This window comes from Streptomyces sp. P3 (assembly GCF_003032475.1).
Lineage (GTDB): Bacteria > Actinomycetota > Actinomycetes > Streptomycetales > Streptomycetaceae > Streptomyces.
The window spans coordinates 8,730,858-8,751,765 of the sequence record NZ_CP028369.1 but is presented as its reverse complement, the minus strand read 5'-3'; the positions used below and the strand labels follow the sequence as shown (position 1 = coordinate 8,751,765).

The 20,908-nt window shown below is 72.8% G+C and carries 12 protein-coding genes and 1 pseudogene; 6 read left to right on the top strand and 7 right to left on the bottom strand.

What is annotated here, in order from left to right:
- Positions 1–65 precede the first annotated feature (65 nt).
- Positions 66–2,447: an excinuclease ABC subunit UvrA gene (locus C6376_RS38730; RefSeq protein WP_173985959.1), complete on the bottom strand. Its 2,382-nt coding sequence runs from the start codon at positions 2,445–2,447 to the stop codon at positions 66–68.
- Between the two features lie 273 nt (positions 2,448–2,720).
- Here C6376_RS38730 and C6376_RS38725 point away from each other — a divergent pair, with 273 nt between their 5' ends.
- Complete coding sequence (locus C6376_RS38725) at positions 2,721–4,751, top strand: PAS domain S-box protein (protein WP_254076251.1); 2,031 nt, start codon at positions 2,721–2,723, stop codon at positions 4,749–4,751.
- Here C6376_RS38725 and C6376_RS38720 read toward each other — a convergent pair.
- The 4 genes and pseudogenes from C6376_RS38720 to C6376_RS38705 form a co-directional block, all read right to left on the bottom strand.
- Positions 4,735–5,712 (bottom strand): RimK family alpha-L-glutamate ligase, encoded by a 978-nt coding sequence (locus tag C6376_RS38720; protein ID WP_107447745.1) that lies wholly within the window; start codon positions 5,710–5,712, stop codon positions 4,735–4,737. The two genes, C6376_RS38725 and C6376_RS38720, sit on opposite strands and share 17 nt — an antisense overlap.
- A gap of 373 nt (positions 5,713–6,085) precedes the next feature.
- The gene (locus tag C6376_RS38715; RefSeq protein WP_107447743.1) at positions 6,086–8,470 is read right to left on the bottom strand and encodes a phosphoketolase; all 2,385 of its coding nucleotides are present in this window, start codon (positions 8,468–8,470) and stop codon (positions 6,086–6,088) included.
- A gap of 343 nt (positions 8,471–8,813) precedes the next feature.
- Positions 8,814–9,248, bottom strand: a pseudogene (locus C6376_RS38710) (RpiB/LacA/LacB family sugar-phosphate isomerase); the annotation flags it as partial.
- Between the two features lie 232 nt (positions 9,249–9,480).
- Positions 9,481–10,377, bottom strand: coding sequence for a hypothetical protein (locus tag C6376_RS38705; RefSeq protein ID WP_107449436.1), 897 nt, complete (start codon positions 10,375–10,377; stop codon positions 9,481–9,483).
- A 318-nt stretch (positions 10,378–10,695) separates the two neighbouring features.
- Here C6376_RS38705 and C6376_RS38700 point away from each other — a divergent pair, with 318 nt between their 5' ends.
- Complete coding sequence (locus C6376_RS38700; RefSeq protein ID WP_107447739.1) at positions 10,696–13,686, top strand: glycosyl hydrolase 115 family protein; 2,991 nt, start codon at positions 10,696–10,698, stop codon at positions 13,684–13,686.
- A 268-nt stretch (positions 13,687–13,954) separates the two neighbouring features.
- Positions 13,955–14,620, top strand: coding sequence for a hypothetical protein (locus C6376_RS38695; protein ID WP_107447737.1), 666 nt, complete (start codon positions 13,955–13,957; stop codon positions 14,618–14,620).
- Between the two features lie 30 nt (positions 14,621–14,650).
- On the opposite strand, the gene C6376_RS38690 is transcribed toward C6376_RS38695, so the two are convergent.
- On the bottom strand, positions 14,651–15,490 hold the full coding sequence (locus C6376_RS38690) for an NAD(P)H-binding protein (protein WP_107447735.1): 840 nt from the start codon (positions 15,488–15,490) through the stop codon (positions 14,651–14,653).
- Positions 15,491–15,679: 189 nt separating this feature from the next.
- Between C6376_RS38690 and C6376_RS38685 the strand changes: the two genes are divergently transcribed.
- Together C6376_RS38685 and C6376_RS38680 are read left to right on the top strand one after the other, a co-directional pair.
- A complete protein-coding gene (locus C6376_RS38685) occupies positions 15,680–16,357 on the top strand; it encodes a TetR/AcrR family transcriptional regulator (protein ID WP_107447734.1) in 678 nt (225 codons plus the stop codon).
- Between the two features lie 208 nt (positions 16,358–16,565).
- Entirely contained in the window at positions 16,566–17,084 is a 519-nt protein-coding gene (locus C6376_RS38680) for a hypothetical protein (protein WP_107447732.1), read from the top strand.
- Positions 17,085–17,247: 163 nt separating this feature from the next.
- Here C6376_RS38680 and C6376_RS38675 read toward each other — a convergent pair whose 3' ends face one another.
- Positions 17,248–17,811: a hemerythrin domain-containing protein gene (locus tag C6376_RS38675; RefSeq protein ID WP_107447730.1), complete on the bottom strand. Its 564-nt coding sequence runs from the start codon at positions 17,809–17,811 to the stop codon at positions 17,248–17,250.
- A 475-nt stretch (positions 17,812–18,286) separates the two neighbouring features.
- On the opposite strand from C6376_RS38675, the gene C6376_RS38670 reads away from it, so the two are divergent.
- The gene (locus C6376_RS38670; RefSeq protein WP_107447728.1) at positions 18,287–20,758 is read left to right on the top strand and encodes an Orn/Lys/Arg decarboxylase N-terminal domain-containing protein; all 2,472 of its coding nucleotides are present in this window, start codon (positions 18,287–18,289) and stop codon (positions 20,756–20,758) included.
- The last annotated feature ends 150 nt before the right edge of the window (positions 20,759–20,908 follow it).

The following is a 20,908-nucleotide window of genomic DNA, read 5'->3' as shown; positions in this document are numbered from 1 at the left end:
GCTCCGTGCGGAGCCCCCGCTGCCGGGGAGAGGCGTGTCGGGGCAGCCGCGCCGACCCGGGGGTGTCAGGCGCCGACGTAGTCCGCCAGGTGCTCGCCGGTGAGGGTGGAACGGGCGGCGACGAGGTCGGCGGGGGTGCCCTCGAAGACGATGCGGCCCCCGTCGTGGCCGGCGCCGGGCCCGAGGTCGATGATCCAGTCGGCGTGCGCCATCACCGCCGGGTGGTGCTCGACCACGACGACCGACTTGCCTGCGTCGACCAGCCGGTCGAGCAGTGCGAGCAGTTGCTCCACGTCGGCCAGGTGAAGACCGGTGGTCGGCTCGTCGAGGACGTAGACACCGCCCTTGTCGGCCATGTGCGTGGCCAGCTTGAGCCGCTGCCGCTCGCCGCCGGAGAGCGTGGTGAGCGGCTGGCCGAGGCTGACGTAGCCGAGACCGACGTCGGCGAGCCGCCCGAGGACCCGGTGCGCGGCGGGCGTGGCCGCCTCGCCCGCGGCGAAGAACTCCTCGGCCTCGGTCACCGGCATCGCCAGCACCTCGCTGATGTCGCGGCCGCCGAGACGGTACTCCAGCACCGAGGCCTGGAACCGCTTGCCCTCGCATTCCTCGCACGTCGTGGCGACGCCCGCCATCATCGCCAGGTCCGTGTAGACGACGCCGGCGCCGTTGCACGTCGGACAGGCTCCCTCGGAGTTGGCGCTGAACAGCGCCGGCTTCACACCGTTCGCCTTGGCGAACGCCTTGCGGATGGGGTCGAGCAGTCCGGTGTACGTGGCCGGGTTGCTGCGCCGGGAGCCGCGGATCGCCCCCTGGTCGACCGCCACCACCCCCTCCCCGGGCGGGATCGACCCGTGCACGAGTGAGCTCTTGCCGGAGCCGGCCACGCCGGTGACCACGACCAGCACCCCGAGCGGGATGTCGACGTCGACGTCCTGGAGGTTGTGCGCCGACGCGCCCCGGACCTCCAGCGCGCCGGTGGGCTTGCGCACCGCCTTCTTGACCGCCGCCCGGTCGTCGAGGTGGCGGCCGGTGATGGTGTCGCCGGCCCGCAGCCCCTCCACGGTGCCCTCGAAGCAGACGCTGCCGCCCGCCGTGCCCGCGCCGGGCCCGAGGTCGACGACGTGGTCGGCGATGGCGATGGTCTGCGGCTTGTGCTCCACGACGAGCACCGTGTTGCCCTTGTCCCGCAGGCGCAGCAGCAGGTTGTTCATCCGGCTGATGTCGTGCGGGTGCAGACCCGTGGTGGGCTCGTCGAAGACGTAGGTGACGTCGGTCAGCGAGGAACCGAGATGGCGGATCATCTTGACGCGCTGCGCCTCGCCGCCGGAGAGCGTGCCCGAGGGCCGCTCGAGCGAGAGGTAGCCGAGGCCGATCTCCGCGAACGAGTCCAGCGTGTGCTGCAGCGCGGTGAGCAACGGGGCCACCGACGGCTCGCGGACGCCGCGGACCCACTCGGCCAGGTCGCTGATCTGCATGGCGCAGGCGTCGGCGATGCTCACCCCGTCGATCTTCGACGCCCGGGCGCCCTCGCTCAGCCGTGTGCCGTCGCACTCGGGGCAGACGGTGAACGTCATCGCCCGCTCCACGAAGGCGCGGATGTGCGGCTGCAACGCGTCGATGTCCTTGGACAGCATCGACTTCTGGATCTTGGGGATCAGGCCCTCGTAGGTGAGGTTGATGCCGTCGACCTTGATCTTGGTCGGTTCCTTGTGGAGGAGGTCGTGCAGCTCCTTCTTCGTGAACCTGCGGATCGGCTTGTCCGGGTCGAAGAAGCCGCAGCCGCCGAAGATGCGGCCGTACCAGCCGTCCATGCTGTAGCCGGGGATCGTCAGCGCGCCCTCGTTGAGCGACTTGCTGTCGTCGTAGAGCTGGGTGAGGTCGATGTCGGAGACCGTGCCGCGGCCTTCGCAGCGGGGGCACATGCCGCCGGTGCGGGAGTACGTCGCCTTGACCGCCTTCTTGGTGCCGCGCTCCACGGTGATCGCGCCGCTCGCCCGGACGGACGCGGTGTTGAAGGAGTAGGCGCTGGGCGGGCCGATGTGCGGCTCGCCCAGCCTGCTGAAGAGGATGCGCAGCATGGCGTTGGCGTCGGTGGCGGTGCCCACGGTGGAGCGGGGGTCGGCGCCCAGCCGCTGCTGGTCGACGATGATCGCGGTCGTCAGCCCGTCGAGCACGTCCACCTCGGGCCGCGACAGGTTCGGCATGAAGCCCTGCACGAAGGCGCTGTAGGTCTCGTTGATCAGCCGCTGCGACTCCGCGGCGATGGTGTCGAAGACCAGGGAGCTCTTTCCCGAGCCCGAGACGCCGGTGAACACCGTCAGCCGGCGCTTGGGGATCTCGATGCTCACGTCCTTGAGGTTGTTCTCGCGCGCGCCGTGCACCCGGATCAGGTCGTGGCTGTCCGCGACATGAGACGCGGGTGACTGCGCGTCCGTCCTCCTGGCCATGCTCATCGCTTCTCCCTCACTCGCTCGGGAGTACCTGTGCACTCCCCCGTTGCCCGGCCCGATCGACTCGGCCGCCCGGCCCGCCCGGCCCGCCCGGCCTTCCGACGTCCGACGCCACGCTATCCGCGGGCCGGGGTCAGCCGCTTCTCGAATAGTGATGGGTGCGGTGGCGTTCAGGTTCGAACAGGGGACGGACAGTAAACGACAACCCACAGCGGAGCCGGGCCGGAGGCGCTGAGATGGCCTGATTCGTCGTGCAGGATGAGGTGGAAGATGGCCGACGTGATGCGGGCGGAACCGGCGCGACGCGCGAAGGCGGGGGCGGGCGCTGCGAAGCAAGGCGCTAAGCAGGACGCGAAACAGGACGCGAAGGGCGCGCAGCAGGGCGCCCCTCGCAAGAGCGAGCAGAAACGGTGCGCCTGCCAGACGGCGGACGACGCGGTCGGCGGGGCGGAGGAACGGTTCCGGGGCTTGCTCGAGGCGGCGCCGGACGCCATGGTCATCGTCGACGACACGGGTGCCATCCGGCTGGTCAACGCCCAGACCGAGGCCCTGTTCGGGCACGGCCGTGAGGAACTGCTCGGCCGCCCCGTCGAGTTGCTGATCCCGCACCGGTTCCACGCCCAGCACACCGCGCACCGGAGCGGGTACACGACCAACCGGCAGGTGCGTCCGATGGGCGCCGGCCTGGAACTGCACGGGCTCCGCAAGGACGGCACGGAGTTCCCCGTCGAGATCAGCCTGAGCCCGCTGGAGACCCCGGACGGGCTGCTGGTCTCGGCGGCCGTGCGCGACGTCAGCGACCGCAAGGCGGCCGAGGCGCGCATCAACGAGCTCGCCGCACTGGTGGAGTCCTCGCAGGACGCGATCCTCGCCAAGACCCTCGACGGCTACATCACCTACTGGAACGCGGCCGCCCAGCGCCTGTACGGGTACACCGCCGAGGAGGCCATCGGCCGACACGTGTCGATGCTGGCCCCGCCGGAGCGGCGCGGGGAGGTCAGCGACCTGCTCAAGCGGCTGCGGCACGCCGAGAAGGTCGAGCACTACGAGACGCTGCGGCTGACCGCCACCGGGCAGCTGCTGGACGTGGACGTCACGCTGTGGCCGACCCGCGACACGAACGGCAGGGTGGTCGGGGCCTGCGCGATCGTGCGGGACATCAGCGACCGAAAGCGCGCGGAGGCGGAGCTCACGGCTCTGTACGAACAGCAGCGGCACATCGCGCTGACACTGCAGCGCAGTCTGATGGGGACACCGCCCGCGCTGCCCGGACTGGCCACCGCAAGCCGCTACCGGCCGGCGACGCAGGGCGCCGGCGTGGGCGGCGACTGGTTCGACCTGATCCCGCTCGGCGCCGACCGGGTCGGTGTGCTGATAGGCGATGTCATGGGCCGCGGGCTCGAAGCGGCCGCCGTGATGGGCCAGTTGAGGTCGGCGGCGCACGCGCTGGCGAAGACCGGCATGCAGCCGCGGCAGCTGATGCGGGCACTCGACACCTGTGTCGCCGACCTCGACGTGCCGGACCAGCTCGTCACCTGCTGTTATCTGGTGATCGCCCCGGACGCGGGCACGGTGACGGTCTGCTCGGCGGGGCATCTGCCCGTCCTGGTGGCCGGCGTCGGCGAGGGGATCAGCGCTCTGCCCTGTCCGGTCAACGCCCCGCTCGGCGTGGGTGACGTCCTGTACGAGCAGGCCAGTTCGGAGATACCGCCGGGTGCGACGCTGGTGCTCTACACCGACGGCCTGATCGAGACGCCGGGCTGCGACATCGAGGTGCGCATCGGTGAACTGAGCCTGCTGCTGGACGATCTGTTCGTCGGCACGCCGTGTCTGGAGGCCGCCGCGGACCACGTCCTCGAGGGTCTGCTGCTGGACGCGGACAGCCACAACGACGACGTCACCCTGCTGCTGGCGCAACTGCCGGCCGCGCCGCTGGCAACCGTGACCACCCACTTCCCGGCCGTCCCCGCCTCCGTGCCGGAGGGGCGTGCCTTTCTGCACAAGGCGCTGACGTCGTGGAACTGCGCGGACAACGCCGCCGACGCCCTCCTGTTGCTGTCGGAGACGCTGACCAACGCCGTCCAGCACGCCTCGGGCCCGGTCGGCCTGCACCTGCACCGGACGGCGACCGACCTCACGGTGGAGGTCAGCGACGGCAGCGCGCAGCTCCCCCAGCCGCGTTCGGCGGTCGAGGACGAGGAGTCGGGCCGTGGTCTGCTCCTGGTCCGCGCCCTGGCCGCCAGCTGGGGCGTACGGCCGACCGACGAGGGCAAGACGACGTGGTTCACGCTGAGGCTGTGAGCCCCCGGGGCGGGCCGTCACAGCCTGAGGCGAGGGCGTCGAGGTGCGCCCGCACATAGGGAACGGCCACCGCGTGCAGTTCGCGCTCCCCGTCGACGAAGGCCGGCTGGACGTTGACCTCGAAGACGACTCCGCCGTTCTCCACGGCCAGGTCGACGCCGGCGAAGGGCAGCCCGACCGAGGCGGTGGCGGCGACGGCGAGCTCGCCCAGCCGGGGGTCCAGGTCCGGCGGGGCGATGTGGACGGCGGTCGCGCCCCGGCAGGTGTTGCAGGGGGTGTCGGTCTCGGGCTGGAGGTGTTCGCGGGCGTGCACGACGCGGTCACCGAGGACGAAGACGCGGAACTGGTGGCGCCGGCCGTCGGCGGTCACGTTGCCCGCGTCGCGGGAGAGCAGCCAGTCGGTGTCGCGCTCGGCGTAGTAGGAGGCGGCTTCCTCCAGCTGGGCGGGGGTGGTGACATGGAAGGTGTCGTTGCCGCCGGTGCCGACCACGGGCCGGGCCCAGGTGTCCCGGCCGAGCCGGTCGAACACGTCGGCCGCCTCCTGCGGCGCGGGACGCGACAGCACGGCGGTCTCCATCTGGGCGACGCCGTCCCGGCGGAAGCGTTCGACGGTGAGGTTCTTCTCGGTCGCCGTGCGCCAGGCGTCGGGACCGGCGGCCAGGGTGACCACGCCCTGGGCTTCCAGGAGCTCCTGGAAGCCGGCGAGGCCCCGCCGGCGGTGCGGCGGAATCTCGTAGAGCAGGACGACGTCGGGCTCGACGTCGAGCCGCTCCTCGGGGACCCGCAGCCGTAACCGGTCCTCGTGGCGGGTCGCCCGCCCTGTTCCGCCGGTCGCGAAGTGCCGGGAGTCGATCCGGACGGGCGGCGCGCCGGTGAGCAGTTCCACGGCGTCGGCGAGGTACTCGCGGCACCCCTCGGCAGAGGTGGGGTCGGCGATCAGGGCGATGCACGGTCGGGACACTGCGGCCTCCAGGGGCTCTCTCGACGCGCGCTCGTACCGCGGACGGCCCTCGCACGGCCCGAGCGGTGTCACGGATGGTGCCTGTCGCGCGGGTGGTCGCGCACCCGTCGCCGCGGAAGCCGCGCCGGTGTGCGGGCCGTCGCCGGGCCGGACGTGCGCCGGGCCGGACGGCCGGTGACCAGGGGTGGTGGGGCGGGCCCCGGGGATCCGTGTGCGGGGCCGGCCGACCACTGTAGGCACCGGGTGCGGCGGCGTGCCAGGGCGCACGACGGCCCGGCGCCCGCCCCTTCTCCTGCGCCGTCCGCCCCTGCCCGTGCGCCCTGACCGGGCACGCCCGCCACGGCCCCCGGAAGGCGGTGGCCGTGCCCTCGCCTCAGCCGTCCCAGGCCCAGTCCGCCACCTCGGGAAGGTCGGTGCCGTGGGCGCGGATCCAGTCGTGGTGACGCAGTCGCGTGTCCTCCATCCGCTGGCGCACCGCCGCGGCACGCACGGCGAGGCCGGGGACGCGGTCGATGACGTCCATGACGAGGCGGTAGCGGTCGAGGTCGTTGCGGACGACCATGTCGAACGGCGTGGTCGTGGTGCCGATCTCCTTGTAACCGCGTACGTGCAGGTGCCGGTGGCCGGTGCGGCGGTAGGCGAGGCGGTGGATCAGCCACGGGTAGCCGTGATAGGCGAAGATCACCGGCTTGTCGGTGGTGAACAGGCCGTCGTACTCGAAGTCGCTCATCCCGTGCGGGTGTTCGCCGCTCGGCAGCAGCCGGGCGATGTCCACGACGTTGACCACGCGGACCGCCAGCTCCGGCAGGTGGCGGCGCAGCAGCTGGGCGGCGGCCAGCACCTCCTGGGTGGGTACGTCTCCCGCGCAGCCGAGGACCACGTCGGGTTCGCGGACGCCGTCCTCGCTGCCGGCCCACTCCCACACGCCGGCCCCCCGCGCGCAGTGCGCGCGGGCCTGGTCCATCGTCAGCCAGTCGTAGCAGGGCTGTTTTCCGGCCACGATGACGTTGACGTAGTCGCGGCTGCGCAGGACGTGGTCGGCCACGGACAGCAGCGTGTTGGCGTCCGGTGGCAGATAGACCCGTACGACCTCGGGACTCTTGCTGAGGACGTGGTCGACGAAGCCGGGGTCCTGGTGGGAGAAGCCGTTGTGGTCCTGGCGCCAGACGTGCGAGGTCAGCAGGTAGTTGAGGGAGGCGACGGGCGCCCGCCAGGACAGCCTGCGGGTGACGCGCAGCCACTTGATGTGCTGGTTGACCATGGAGTCGACGATGTGCGCGAACGCCTCGTAGCAGGAGAACAGTCCGTGCCTGCCGGTCAGCAGATAGCCCTCCAGCCAGCCCTGGCAGGTGTGTTCGGACAGGATCTCCATCACCCGGCCGTGCCGGTCGAGGTTCTCGTCCACCTGGAGGGTCTGCGCCTGCCAGGCCTTGCCGGTGGCTCCGTAGACGGCCTGGAGCCGGTTGGAGGCGGTCTCGTCCGGGCCGACGAGCCGGAAGTCACGCCGGTCGGCGGTGGAGCGCATCACGTCCTCGAGCAGGTCGCCCAGCACGGCGGTCGGTTCGTGCAGGGCGGCGCCCGGCTTGTCCACGCCGACGGCGTACGCGTCCAGGTCGGGCAGCGGAAGTTCGCGCAGCAGCAGCCCGCCGTTGGCGTGCGGGGTGGCGCCGAGCCGGCGGTCCCCCTCGGGGATCCACGCCTGCACGTCGAGGCGAGGCGCGCCGCGTTCGTCGAAGAGCTCGTGCGGCCGGTAGGAGCGCAGCCACGTCTCCAGCTGCCGCAGGTGTTCGGGGTTGTCACGGACGGCGGACAGCGGCACCTGGTGGGCGCGCCAGGTCCCCTCGACCGGGTGGCGGTCGACGTGGGCGGGGCCGGTCCAGCCCTTCGGGGTGCGCAGCACGATCAACGGCCAGCGGGGGCGTTCGCCGGAGCCCTCCTCGCGGGCGGCGTGCTGGAGGGCCGCGATGCGGTCCAGTGCGGTGTCCATGGCCTGCGCCATCGCGCGGTGGACGGCGCCGGGCTCGTCGCCGGTGACGTGGATCGGGTCGTGGCCGTAGCCGCGCAGCAGGTCGTCGAGCTCGGGCTCGGGGATGCGGGCCAGCACCGTCGGGTTGGCGATCTTGTAGCCGTTGAGGTGCAGGATCGGCAGGACGGCGCCGTCGTGGACCGGGTCGAGGAACTTGTCGGAGTGCCAGGAGGCGGCCAGCGGACCGGTCTCCGCCTCGCCGTCGCCGATCACACAGGCGACCAGCAGGTCGGGGTTGTCGAAGGCGGCGCCGTAGGCGTGGGAGAGCGAGTAGCCCAGTTCGCCGCCCTCGTGGATGGAGCCGGGGGTCTCCGGGGCGACATGGCTGGGGATGCCCCCGGGAAAGGAGAACTGTTTGAACAGCCGGGCCATGCCGGCCGCGTCCTGGGTGACGTCCGGGTAGATCTCGGAGTAGGAGCCCTCCAGCCAGGAGTTCGCCACCACCGCGGGCCCGCCGTGCCCGGGTCCCCAGATGCACAGGGCGCGCAGATCGCGGGTGCGGATGACGCGGTTGAGGTGGGTGTACACGAGGTTCAGCCCGGGCGAGGTGCCCCAGTGGCCCAGCAGTCGCGGCTTGACGTGCTCGGGCCGCAGCGGCTCGGTGAGCAGCGGGTTGGCCATGAGGTAGATCTGGCCGACGGCCAGGTAGTTCGCGGCGCGCCAGTGGGCGTGCAGCGTCCTGAGCTCGTCGTCGGTGAGCCGGGCGGACGTCGCTTGCGGGTCGACGGGCATCTCGGGTTCCCTTCCGGATCGGGTTCGCTCGGAGGTGCGTGCCGGTCCGTACCCTGCCCACCCTCCCCGCCGGCCGGGTACCCCACACGGCCGAGCGACCCATACGGAGCAGCGAAGCCGTCCATAGGGGGCCGTCCGCGAAGGAGCGTCCGTGAGGGGGCGCCAGTACGGGGTGCCAGTGCGGGAGCGCCAGTACGGGGGCGCCAGTACGGGGGCGCAGATCCTACGAGCCCGAGTGCGCCCGGCCCACGCCGAAGCCGTCGGGGGCGGGGACCGGACCGCGGGAGGCGTCCGACACGTCCGCGGCACCCGACGCACCCGACGCACCCGACGAAACACCGCCGTCGAGCGCCGCGACGTACGCGAGGTTCTGCCGGTCCTCGGCGTCCTGCTCGGCCTCGGCGGCGAACCAGGCGTCCAGGATCTCCTTGAGCAGCGGCTCGGAGGTCAGACGCAGGCTGAGCGCGAGGACGTTGGCGTCGTTCCACCGCCGGGCGCCCCCGGCGGTGCCCGCGTCCGTGCACAGGGCGGCCCGGACGCCGGCGACCTTGTTCGCGGCGATGGACGCGCCCGTTCCGGTCCAGCAGCACACGACCGCCTGCTCGGAGGTCCCGTCGGCCACGTCCCGCGCCGCCGCCGCCGAGCAGATCGCCCACCGGGGGTCGTCGCCCGAGCGCAACGCGCCATGCGGCACCACGTCGTGCCCGCGGCCGCGCAGTTCCGCGACGAGGGCGCGGGCCACTGGTTCGTCCATGTCCGAGGAGACGGAGATCCGCATGCCCGCGAGCCTACCGACGGCAGGACCGCGCTGTCGCCCCTGACGCCTCGACGACGGCGGGCGCGCGGAACGTCGCGCCGACGGATGGGCGCCCCAACGACCCGGCTCCGCCCGCCCGGATCCCGTGCACCGAATGCACCTCATGCACCTCGCACATCCCGTCCGCGTACGCCTCGCGTCCGGCCGCCCGCGTCGATCGGACGATCACCTCGCGGAAGCAGGAAGCGCGCGGCTACCCGCTCGTCGACCGGCCCGTGACGCCGCCGCTGAACGCGCCCGTGAGCCCGGCCGGATTACCGGCCGGGACGATCCCCGAGTCCAGGACGGTGCGGGCGAGCGGTTCGAGCAGATGGGCGAGGCGGGCGGTGGCCGCGGACCCCAGCGCCGTCCACGGCGTGACGGCGGCCGCGTCCGTGTCGGCCTCGACCCCGGTCCGGACGGCCGCTCCCCCTTCGGTGAGACGTGCGTCCTCGTCGAGCCAGCCGCGCTCGCGGAGTTCCGTCTGCGCCGCCTGCCAGGCCGCGAGGTCCCACCTGCGGGTCTGCCGCTGGAACTCCGCGTCCGCCTCGCCCGCCGCGCACTTGAGCACCATGGCCCCGACCGGCCCCAGGCGGCGGCCGACGAGGGCGGCGACATGGCCGTCGCCGCGGTGTTCCCGCAGGGTGGTCAGCGCCTGCCACAGCCTGACGTGCGGCTGTTCCGGGCGGGGCAGAGCCTGGTTGGCCGCGCCGAGCACGCGCCCCGCGGTGTCCGCCGCCCGCGCCGCCTCCCAGGCCAGCTCCGCGGCCTCGGCCACCTCGGGCGAGTGGACGACATCCGGACCGTGGAGGGCGGTCATGGCGGCGTCCACCGCCCGCTCACGCGCCGCGAGCACGGCTTCGGCCGTCGCCGCACGCCACGCGTCCGGCAGCGCACGCGCCACGCGGTCGGGATGAAACACGTAGAAACAGCTGGTGACGACCGCGGCGGGAGCGGGGCCGAGGGGCGCCGCGCGGAGGGCGAAGTAGCCCATCCAGTACCCGCGCATACCGAGGCGGTCGGCGGCGGCGCGCACCTCGGGCGCGAAGTACACCACCTGGTGGAGCGGTTCGAACCTCTCCCACATCGCGCGTGCGACGGTGTCCTTCACCCAGTCCTCCCGACCGGTCGGCGGCTGCACCTGCACCTCTATCTGTATCTGTTTCTGCTCCCGCTTCGACCCCCGTGTCCCGGCCGTTCCACTGCGGCGTGAGTCCGCGTCGCGGCGGGTCGGCGGAGTCGGGCGCCGAGAGGCAGCATCCGTCATGACCGCGGTCATAACAACCCCGCCCGCCGAAGCCGGCATGCGTGCGGACCGCGCCGCAGTCGCCCTGCCGCGCGGTTATGGACGTCGATGTCCGCCCTGGCCTAGGGTGCTGGAGAAAGCGCTTTCTAGCATGGTCATGCCAGTGTCTAGTCGGGAGCGTCGATGCCGCACACCGCACCACAGGACCCCTCGCAGCCGTGGAGCCGAAAGGCGTTTCTGCGGGGCCTGACGGCCGTGGGAGTGGCCCCGCTGCTGCCGGCGGCGCTGCCCTCCGCCGCCCGGGCCGCCACGGCCGGCCGGGCTTCCGCCCGGCCCGACTTCGACCTGGTGCGGGACGGTGTGGCCGTCGACGTGTTCGTGGACTCGGGCGCGGACCCCGCCGTGCTCCGGGCGGCCGGCGACCTGCTGGCCGACGTGGAGCGGGTCACCGGAGTCCGGCCGGCCCTGCGGCGCACCCTGCCGGCTCGCGCAACGGCGCTGATCGTGGTCGGCACGCTCGGCTCGAGCCCGGTCGTGGACCGACTCGTCGCGCGCGGGCGGCTCGGCGTGCGGCAGGTGACGGGGCGCTGGGAGGCCTCGGTGACCCAGGTGGTCGAGCGTCCGGCGCCCGGGGTGGACCGCGCCCTGGTGATCGCGGGCAGCGATCCACGCGGCACGGTCTACGGGGTCTACGACACCTCGGAGCGGATCGGGGTCTCGCCCTGGTACTGGTGGGCCGACGTGCCGGTCGAGCGGCGGGACGCGGTCGCCGTGCCGGCGGGGCCCTTCGTGCGCCGCGAGCCGTCGGTCCGCTACCGGGGCGTCTTCATCAACGACGAGCAGAACCTGACCACTTGGTCGCACCGCACGCAGGAGCCCGACAAGAACATCGGCCCGCGGACGTACGAGCGCCTCTTCGAGCTGCTGCTCCGGCTGAAGGCGAACTACCTGTGGCCGGCCATGCATCCGTACTCCGACTTCTTCAACAAATACCGGGAGAATCCCGAACTGGCCGACCAGTACGGCATCGTGGTCGGCTCCAGCCATCCGGAGGCACTGCTGCGCAACGGCGTCCACGAGTGGGCACCGTGGGCCGAGGACCACCGGGGTGCGGACGGCGCTCTGCCGGTCTACGACTACACGGTGAACCCGGCGGTGATCTCCGACTACTGGCGGGCCCGGGCCCGGGAGAACGCCGCGTACGAGAGCAGTTGGACGCTCGGCATGCGCGGCCTGCACGACAGCGCGCTGGAGACGAAGAACGCCACCACGATCCCGGAGAAGGTGGCGGTGATGAACGACATCATCGCCGACCAGCGCCGGATCCTCGCGGAGGAGGTCGGGGCGGCGGCCGAGCCGCAGATCTTCATCCCGTACAAGGAGGTGCTGGACCTGTACAACGCGGGGGTCCGGGTGCCCGACGACGTCACGCTGATCTGGCCGGACGACAACCACGGCAACATGCGCCAGCTGCCGACCGGGACGGAGCGCGCCCGCCCGGGCGGCAACGGCATCTACTACCACCTCTCCTACTGGGGCCGTCCGCGCAGTTATCTCTGGCTGGACACGACGCAACCGGCCAAGGTGTGGCAGGAGTTGCGCAGGGTGTACGAGCACCGGGCCGACCGAATGTGGATCTTCAACGTCGGTGACCTGAAGTCGATCGAGACGGGCCTGTCCTTCTCCATGGACGTGGCCTGGGACGTGGACCGGTGGACGGCCGAGAACGTCGAGGGCTTCCTCGCGGAGTGGTACGGCCGGCAGTTCGGCCTGCGGCACGGCCGGGAGATCACCTCGATCCGCACCGAGTACTACCGGCTCGCGGCGGAGCGGCGGCCGGAGTTCATCGACCGCGGCGTCTTCTCCGTGGTCCACCACGGGGACGAGGCGGGACGCCGCATGGCCGCCTACGATCGTCTGCTGCAACGGACCACGGCGCTCGGCGAAAGACTCCCCGCACAGTTGCGGGACGCCTTCTTCGAACTCGTCCACTATCCGGTGCACGGCGCGTACCTGATGAACCTGAAGTACTACTGGGCGGACCGCAACGCCCTGGCGGCACGGCAGGGACGCGGCGCCGGGACCAACCGCTTCGCGGACCTCGCCGATGCGGCGCACGCCCAGGAGGCCGCGCTGACCCAGCGGTACAACACCGAGGTGGCGGGCGGGAAGTGGAACGGCTACATCAATCCGTACCCCTCGCAGATCCCGAAGGCGCCGGGCCGTCCGGCAGTCACCCGGGTCACCCGGCGGGAGACGTCCGGGCTGGGGATCGCCACCGAGGGGAACGAGGTCGGCGCCGCACGGCCACTGTCGTTCTCCTCCGCGACCCGGGACCGGCGTTTCGTGGACGTCTTCAACACCGGTTTCCTCGCGGTTTCCTGGGTCGCCGAGGCGGACCGGCCCTGGGTCCGGCTCAGCACCGCGGGCGGTTCGCTCACCGAGCAGACCCGGGTCTGGGCCGAGATCGACTGGCCGCTCGTACCGGAGGGCACACACGCCGTCACGATCGCGTTCACCGGCGGTGACCAGCGTTTCGAGGTGCCGCTGACGGTCGTCAACGAAGGTGAGCGGGCACGTCGGCGGGCGCGCGGCTTCGTCGAGGCGAACGGCTGGGTGTCGATCGACGCCCGGCACACCGAGCGCCGGGTGGCGCGCGGTGGGGCCCGTTGGCGGACCGTGCGCGGGCTCGGCCGTGGCGCGGCCGCGGTGGAGGCCGCGCCGTCGACGGCGGCCCCGGTGACCACCGATCTCGCCACTCGCGCGCCGGAGCTGCGCTACCGGGTGCGATTCACCAGCACCGGGACGTTCCCGGTCACCGTCTTCCGGCTGCCCTCGCTCGACGAGCGGGGCGCACGGCGGCTCGCCGTCGCCCTGGACGACCAGCCGCCCGCCGTCCTGTCGGGGCAGTCCGTGGCCACCGGCAACCGTGGTGACGCCTGGGCGCGCAACGTCGAGGAGGGAGTGGAGAAGCTGACGGCGTCGGTGACCGTCGCCGAGCCCGGTGAGCACGTCCTGCGGGTCTTCATGGTCGACCCGGCGATCGCCGTGGACCATATCGTCATCGACACCGGCGGTCTGCCCGCCGCCTACCTGGCACCGCCGGAGAGCTACCACCCGGTGTTCAACCCGGACCCGGACACGTCACCGGGACTGGACGCGCCGAGCCGGTAGTGCCGTGGCCGGAAAGGGTCTGCCGAGAAGCTCGCGGCGTCCGGTGCGGTGGATCGCAAGGCGGAGCATCCCCCGTGTACGGGATGTACTCGGGTGATGCGCCAACGCGGCGGAGGGGCGCCTCCCGCGCGAGCGAAGCCGAGCGTGGGGGGGCGTGCCGGGCGTCGCGAGCCGGTGAACCTTTCCGGTCACGGCGCCGGCCTGCCCATCCCGGGTGCCGCCCACCGGGGCGGCGCCCGTTGTCGGCGGGGTCGGCTTGGATGGGCCCATGACCGTCATCGACGTGGCCCGCCGCCTCCCCGCCATCCCGGACCTGCGCGACCTGTGCCGCTCCCTGGCGATGCTCGACGCCGTCCTGAGCCCGGACCGGGAGAGCCGCCGTCACTCTTTCGGCCCGTGGGCGCAGGGCGAGGAGGCGGCGTCCATGCACAACGGGTCGGGGGACGAGTACGCCATCGTGTTCTCGTCCGCCGGCGCCTACGTACGCGGCTTCAGCCACGAGTCACCGATGAGCCAGTACGCCCAGGACGGCGAACCCTGGCCGGGGGTGATCGACGAGGTCCCCGAGGTCTTCACCCGCTTCGTAGCAGAGCCGGCGTTCACCGACGAGGACGGCACTCCCGTCGTGACGGTCTGCCTGTGGCGGGAGACGACGGACGAGCGCTGGCGTCACGGCACGATCGACTTTCCCTCCGGCTTCGCCGACCCCGACGGTTCGGCGGATCTGTTCGGGCTGCTGGTGGATCGTTCGCCCGAGGCCTTCCGGCGTTCCGCCGAGGACTACTACGAGGTTCCCGTGGACCTGGAGGCGGTGCGGGACGTCTACGCCCTGCGACCTCTGAGTCAGGAACTGGTGTCGTCCCTGAACGCCGAGGTCTGCCTGGCGGATCTGGCGGCGGACGTCTCCGCGATCGGGTATCCGCGGGCGCGCTGAGGGGTCCGTGGCCTCACCGCCGTCCGCCGGTCAGGCCGTGGTGAAGTCGGCGGCGTGGTCGGCCGCCCAGACGGTGAAGGGGCGGGCGGGGTGGCCGGTGAGTTCCTCGACGGTGGAGGTGAGCGCGACCGGCTTGCCGTCGTTCGCCTCCCACCAGTTCAGGAGGGCGTCGGCGTACACGCCGGGGATGTGGTCGGCCATCTCCCGCTTCCACTCCTCCCGGGTGACCCGCTCGGCCTTGACGGGACGGCCGATGACGGCGGCGAGCTGATCGATCTGCTGGGTGAAGGTCAGCGACCGGGGGCCGCTGAGGGTGAAGCGGCCCCCGCGGTGTCGGGGGTCGACGAGGACGGCGTGGGCGGCTTCGGCGAGGTCCGCCTCGTGCACGGGGTCGGTGTGGGCGTCGGGGAAGGGCAGGCTGATCGGCCGTCCGGCCTTCACGGGCCAGGCCCAGGCCGAGGCGTTGGAGGCGAAGGATCCCGGCCGCAGGATCGTGGTGGTGAGCGGTGAGGCGAGCAGGGCGTTCTCGACGTCGAGGTGGGACCTGGCGAGCGGGTCGTTCTGCGCGTCGGGTCCGAGCACGCCGGCGGAGGACAGCAGAACGACGTGTTCGACCCCGGCAAGGTGGGCGTGGTCGACGAAGTCCGTGATGCGGTCGGAGCTGGCGTAGAGGAACACGGACGTGACGCCGGCCAGTGCGGCCGGGAAACACTCCGGGTCGGTGAGGTCCAGCCGGACGGTGGTCACGCCCGCGGGCGGTGAGAGGTCCTCGGGGCGGGCGGAGCCGAGCCTGACGGGCAGGCCGGACCGGTGCAGCAGCGTGGTCAGACGGGTGGCGACCGCGCCGCGTCCGCCGGTGATCAGGATCATGATGACGTGGGTCTTTCTGCTGGTCTCGGGTGTGTGGCACGGAATGCCCGCGGCAGACCGAACGCGACTGCGAATCACGTTCGTGACGAACAGTGTTCGACACTGCCGTTTCACCGTAGGGAACGAACAATGTTCGTGTCAAACGTTGTTCGTTCCAAACGGCGTTCGCCCGGGACTACGCTCTCCCCCATGAGCTCGCAGCCGATCAGCCGCCGCGCGCGGCCCGCCAAGGCCCCCCTCAGCCGCGACGCCGTCGTGCGGACCGGTCTGCGGATCCTCGATCGCGACGGACTGGAAGCACTGACCATGCGTCGCGTCGCCGGGGAACTGGACACCGGCCCGGCCTCGCTCTACGTCTACGTGGCCAACCGCGACGACCTGATGGCCGCCATGCTCGACGCGGCCCTCGCCCAGGTCCCCCTCCCCTCGGATGCCGCATCCGAGGGGTCCTGGCAGGAGCGACTCCGTGCCCTGGCCGCCGCCACGATCGAGGCCATGAGCCGTCACGAGGGCCTGGCCGCCGTCGCCCTCGGGGCCATCCCCACCGGTGAGCACGCCCTGCTCGTCCTGGACCGCATGCTCGCGCTGCTCAAGCAGGGCGGCCTCGACGACATCACCGCCGCCTGGGCCGTCGACCTGCTCTACCTCCACATCGCCGGGTCCGCCGCCGAACAGAGCGTCCACAACGGCCAGGCGACGGGCGAGGAGAGCGTCGTCGCCGCGGCCGACCGCCGTTACGCCTCACTGCCCGCGGACCGCTACCCGATGGTCACCTCACTGCGCGAGGCGCTGCTCTCGCCCGGCGACCGCGACGCCTGGGGTCTGAACGTCCTCATCAACGGCCTCCTCCACACCCCCGCCGGCTGACACCGAGCCGCCCCGCACAGCCTGCGAAGAGCCAGCGCCCGCCGCGCTCCCGGCCGCAGGGGGCAGCCGACCGCTGTCTCCCGCCGCGGTCGACGTGTGGCCGAGGCCACCTCTCCTGCGAGTTCCGCTCCGTGTCGTCGCCCGGGAGCCGCAGGCTACGGTTCACGCAGCTCCCCGCTCCCCCGCCGCAGACCCCGGACGGCCGCCCGTGCTCGCAGACCTCTCCCCGCTCGTCGCCGCAACCGCCGAATGGCTGACCCGGGCGTACCCGGCGTGCGGGGGCGCGTTCGCCTCCGCCCTGTGCGAGGCGCAGGCCCGGCAGGCGGCGACCGTCGCCGCCTGGCTGCGGTATCCCACGGCGACGGACGCCGCACTGGTCGGCATGGCGGGTCCGGGCGGCTCGGCACGCCTCGACCGGATCAGCGGCGCGGACGCGGCAGACACGGCCGACGAGGCCTGGCGCAGCTGGGTGGACGAGATCGTGGCGAGCTGGGCGGCCGCCCTTCTCGCCGATCCGGCGCTCGCGGCGGACGCGGTGGCCGCTCTCGCCGGGGGCGACCACACCCGAGGGACGACGCCGGACTTCAGACGGCTGCTCGCCCCCGACGAGGCCGACCGGCGTGCGGCGGCGCTGCTGCGCCACCCGGACCTCCTCGCCCCGGTGGACCGGCTCCACCGCGCCGAACTCCTCGACCGGCTCGGGCGGGGCCCGGCCCTCGTCGCCTGACGCCGTCCACAGGGAACACCGGCCCGCCGGGCCCGCCGCCCGGCCGGGCATGTCGGACTGCCTCGATCCGCCTGTCGGGCAGGCGGACTCCGGTCGGTCCGGTCCGTCGGTCCGCCCGGCTTGCCGCGGCCGGTCGGTCAAGTCCGGCCGCTCGGGCAGTCGGTCAGCCCGGCTTGCCGCGGCCCGTCAGGGCGTCCCGCAGCCGGTCGACCAGTCCGGCGCCCGGGTTGAGCATCCTGTTCGCCGGAGGCTTGTCCGGGGCGGCGGGGTGCGGACGCGTCGGGGCGGTCTTCTTCGCCCTGCGGACCTTGTCCCCCAGCTCGTCCAGGGCCTCTGCCGGGCACGCCGCACGCAGTCGGGGGAACAGGTTTCGCTCCTCGTCGGCCACATGGGCGCGGACCTCGCTCATCAGCATGCCGATCAGCCGGTCGAACTCGGGGTCGTCCGGCCGTCGGCCCTCCAGGTCCTTCATCAGCCGTTCGGCCTGCGCGTGGTCCTGGAGTTCCTTGTCGGCGAGCGCGTCCCCGCCCGGGACGTGCTCGCGCACGGCCGGGTAGAGGTACATCTCCTCCGCCACCGAATGCCGGACCAGCTCCATCGTGGCCTGGTCCGCGTAGAGCCTGCGGTCCTTCGCGCCGGCCGGCAGCGCCTCGATCCGGCCGAAGAACTCCTCGACCTCGCGGTGATCGGTCACCAGCTCGTCGATGACGTTCCCACCATGGCCCATGTCCTCCACCTCCTGTCCGAACGTGACGGCCCCGAGAGGAGCCCGCCACGGCCCGAGTGCCCCACGCCGGCGTGCCGACACGGGGTGCTTCGGCGAGCGTCGTCGGCGGCCCGGTTCCAGAGAGAGCCGGGGAGGCGTCACGGGTGGGCGGCTGCCGGACACGTTTGTGTGGCGCGTGGTCGGCGGGGCCCGGTCGGCACGGGCGAGCCGGCGCGGAACGCCCGCCGGGGTGACAACCGCGGGCCGGGGCGCGCGTTCCTCCCGCCCCGGCGGGCCTGCCGCAGCGGACGCACCGGGGTCGGGGGCGGCGTCCCGCGCGCGGCTCCCCCGCGATGGGCGGGCCGGCCCTCGCGGTCAGCCGCGGTGGACGGCGTTTCCGTCCTGCGGGTGGTTTGCCGACGTGCGGCCGCGTCCGCGGCCGGGACCGCTCGGAGACTTGGCGGGCGCGGCACGCTGCCGCCGGGAGGAGGGCCGCATGGCGGACAGCAGGGTTCTGGTGGCGGTACGGGAGCACCCGCGCGACGAGGGCGCCGGAGCCGAGCAGCTGGTGCGCATCCGCGACGCGATCGAGGCGCGGGGTTTCGAGGTCCGCTGGGCGGTCGACGCTCGGGACGCGGAGGCGGTCCTGCGGACGGAGGCAGGGCTGACCGCGGCGCTGGTCGCCTGGGAGCTTCCGCGGCGGACGGCCGCCGAGGACGAGCCCGGCGGCGCCGGGGTGCTGCGGGCGATCGGTCGGCGGTTCCGGGACCTGCCGGTCTTCCTCGTCATGAGCGACCACGGCGTACGGGATCTGCCGCTGTGGGTGTCCGAGTCGGTCGTGGGCCACGTGTGGCCGCTGGAGGACACCCCCGGATTCATCGCGGGCCGGATCACCACCGCGGCGGCCTCCTACCGGGAAGCCGTCCTGCCGCCGTTCTTCCGTGCCCTGCGCCGCTTCGACGACGCGCACGAGTACTCCTGGCACACCCCGGCCCACTCCGGCGGCGTCGCTCTGCTGAAGTCGCCCGCCGGGCGGGCCTTCCACGACTACTTCGGGGAACGGCTGCTGCGCAGCGACCTGTCGATCTCGGTCGGCGAACTCGGCTCGCTGTTCGAGCACACCGGCCCGATCGGCGAGGCGGAGCGCAACGCCGCCCGCGTCTTCGGCTCCGATCTCACCTACTTCGTGCTGCACGGGGACAGCACCTGCAACCGGGTGGTCGGCCACTTCAGCGTCACCCGTGACGAGATCGCGCTGGTGGACCGCAACTGCCACAAGTCGGTGCTGCACGCGATGGTCGTCTCCGGCGCACGCCCCGTCTACCTCGTCCCCACCCGCAACGGCTACGGGCTGGCGGGGCCGCTGCCTCCGGCGGAGCTCGCGGCGGACTCCGTCGCGGCCCGCATCGCGGCGAACCCGCTGACCGGCGAGGCCCTGTCGCCGGACGCCCGGTACGCCGTCTTCACCAACTCCACCTACGACGGCCTGTGTTACGACGCCTCGGTGGCGGCCCGGGCGCTCGCCGCGAGCACGCCACGGCTGCACTTCGACGAGGCGTGGTTCGCCTACGCCCGCTTCCATCCGCTCTACGCGGGCCGGTACGGCATGTCGGTGGACGAGGAGTCCTTCCCCGGCCCGGACCGGCCGACGGTCTTCTCGACGCAGTCCACGCACAAGCTGCTGGCGGCGCTCTCGCAGGGCGCCATGGTGCACGTGCGGTCCGCGCCCCGGGCGCCCGTCGAACACGACCGGTTCAACGAGGCGTTGATGATGCACGGCACCACCTCCCCCCTCTACCCGATGATCGCCTCCCTGGACGTGGCGACGGCCATGATGGACGGGCCGCAGGGCCGCTGGCTGGTCGACGAGGCGGTGACCGAGGCGGTCCGGTTCCGTCAGGAGACGGTCCGCATCCGGCGCCGTATCGAGGAGGCGGGCGACCGGCCGCCGTGGTTCTTCGGGGTGTGGCAGCCCGAGACGGTCACCGACCCGGCCACCGGTGTCCGCCTGCCGTTCGAGGAGGCCTCCGCCGACCTGCTGCGCGGCGATCCGTCGTGCTGGCACCTGGAACCCGGCGCCGACTGGCACGGGTTCCCGGGGCTGACCGACGGCTACTGCATGCTCGACCCGATCAAGGTGACCCTCACCTGCCCCGGCGTCGACGCGACCGGGGAGACGGCCGACTGGGGGATCCCGGCGCGGGTGCTCACCGCGTACCTCGCCGCACGGAACATCGTGGTGGAGAAGACCGACAGCTACACCACGCTGGTGCTGTTCTCCATGGGCATCACGAAGGGCAAGTGGGGCACGCTCCTCGACGCCCTGATGGACTTCAAGGCCCTCTACGACCAGGGCGCCCTCCTCGACCGGGTGCTGCCCGCGCTCGTCGCCGAGCACCCCCGGCGGTACGCCGGCCTGACCCTGCGCGAACTGTGCCAGGAGATGCACGACCACCTGCGCACGGCCCGCCTCGTCGACCTGCTGGACACGGCCTTCCAGGAGCTGCCTGAGCCGGTCGCGCCACCGCAGCTGTGCTACCAGCGGCTGGTGCGCGGCGGCACCCACCGCGTCAGGCTCGCCGACGCGGCCGGCCAGGTGGCCGCCGCCATGGTCACCGTCACCCCGCCGGGCATCCCCGTCCTGATGCCGGGCGAGAGCGTCGGCGGTCCCGACGGCCCGCTGTTGCGCTATCTCGGTGCCCTGGAGTCCTTCGACCGCCGTTTTCCCGGCTTCCGCAGCGAGACCCACGGCGTGACCCTCGATCCCGACACCGGCGACTACCTCATCGAATGCCTGCGCCCTGCGGCCGACGACGCGACGGCCCCGGCCGCACCCGGCCGACAGGCCGCGGCGCCCGCCCAGCGCGGTCCGGCCGAGGAGGACCGCCCGGGCGTTCGGCAGCCGGCGCCGGTGTTGGACCAGGGGGCCGCACGTGCGCTGCCTCAGCACCCGGCCCGGCCACGATGAAGGCGGTCGCGGGCGAGCCGGGAAGGCCGGCGGGACGGCGGCGTGTGACGCGGGCCGGTGCCTGTGCCCACCGCGAGCTGTCAGGGCGCTTGCCTCGCGCCGTGGTGGCACTGGGCGAGCCGGGGCAGGGCCACCACGCCGGGCAGGAAC

Bases quoted from the DNA above. Each gene is read 5' to 3' on its own strand.
- C6376_RS38730 (WP_173985959.1), bottom strand. From the start codon at position 2,447: ATGGCCAGGAGGACGGACGCGCAGTCACCCGCGTCTCATGTCGCGGAC.
- C6376_RS38725 (WP_254076251.1), top strand. From the start codon at position 2,721: ATGGCCGACGTGATGCGGGCGGAACCGGCGCGACGCGCGAAGGCGGGG.
- C6376_RS38715 (WP_107447743.1), bottom strand. From the start codon at position 8,470: ATGCCCGTCGACCCGCAAGCGACGTCCGCCCGGCTCACCGACGACGAG.
- C6376_RS38700 (WP_107447739.1), top strand. From the start codon at position 10,696: ATGCCGCACACCGCACCACAGGACCCCTCGCAGCCGTGGAGCCGAAAG.
- C6376_RS38695 (WP_107447737.1), top strand. From the start codon at position 13,955: ATGACCGTCATCGACGTGGCCCGCCGCCTCCCCGCCATCCCGGACCTG.
- C6376_RS38690 (WP_107447735.1), bottom strand. From the start codon at position 15,490: ATGATCCTGATCACCGGCGGACGCGGCGCGGTCGCCACCCGTCTGACC.
- C6376_RS38685 (WP_107447734.1), top strand. From the start codon at position 15,680: ATGAGCTCGCAGCCGATCAGCCGCCGCGCGCGGCCCGCCAAGGCCCCC.
- C6376_RS38675 (WP_107447730.1), bottom strand. From the start codon at position 17,811: ATGGGCCATGGTGGGAACGTCATCGACGAGCTGGTGACCGATCACCGC.
- C6376_RS38670 (WP_107447728.1), top strand. From the start codon at position 18,287: ATGGCGGACAGCAGGGTTCTGGTGGCGGTACGGGAGCACCCGCGCGAC.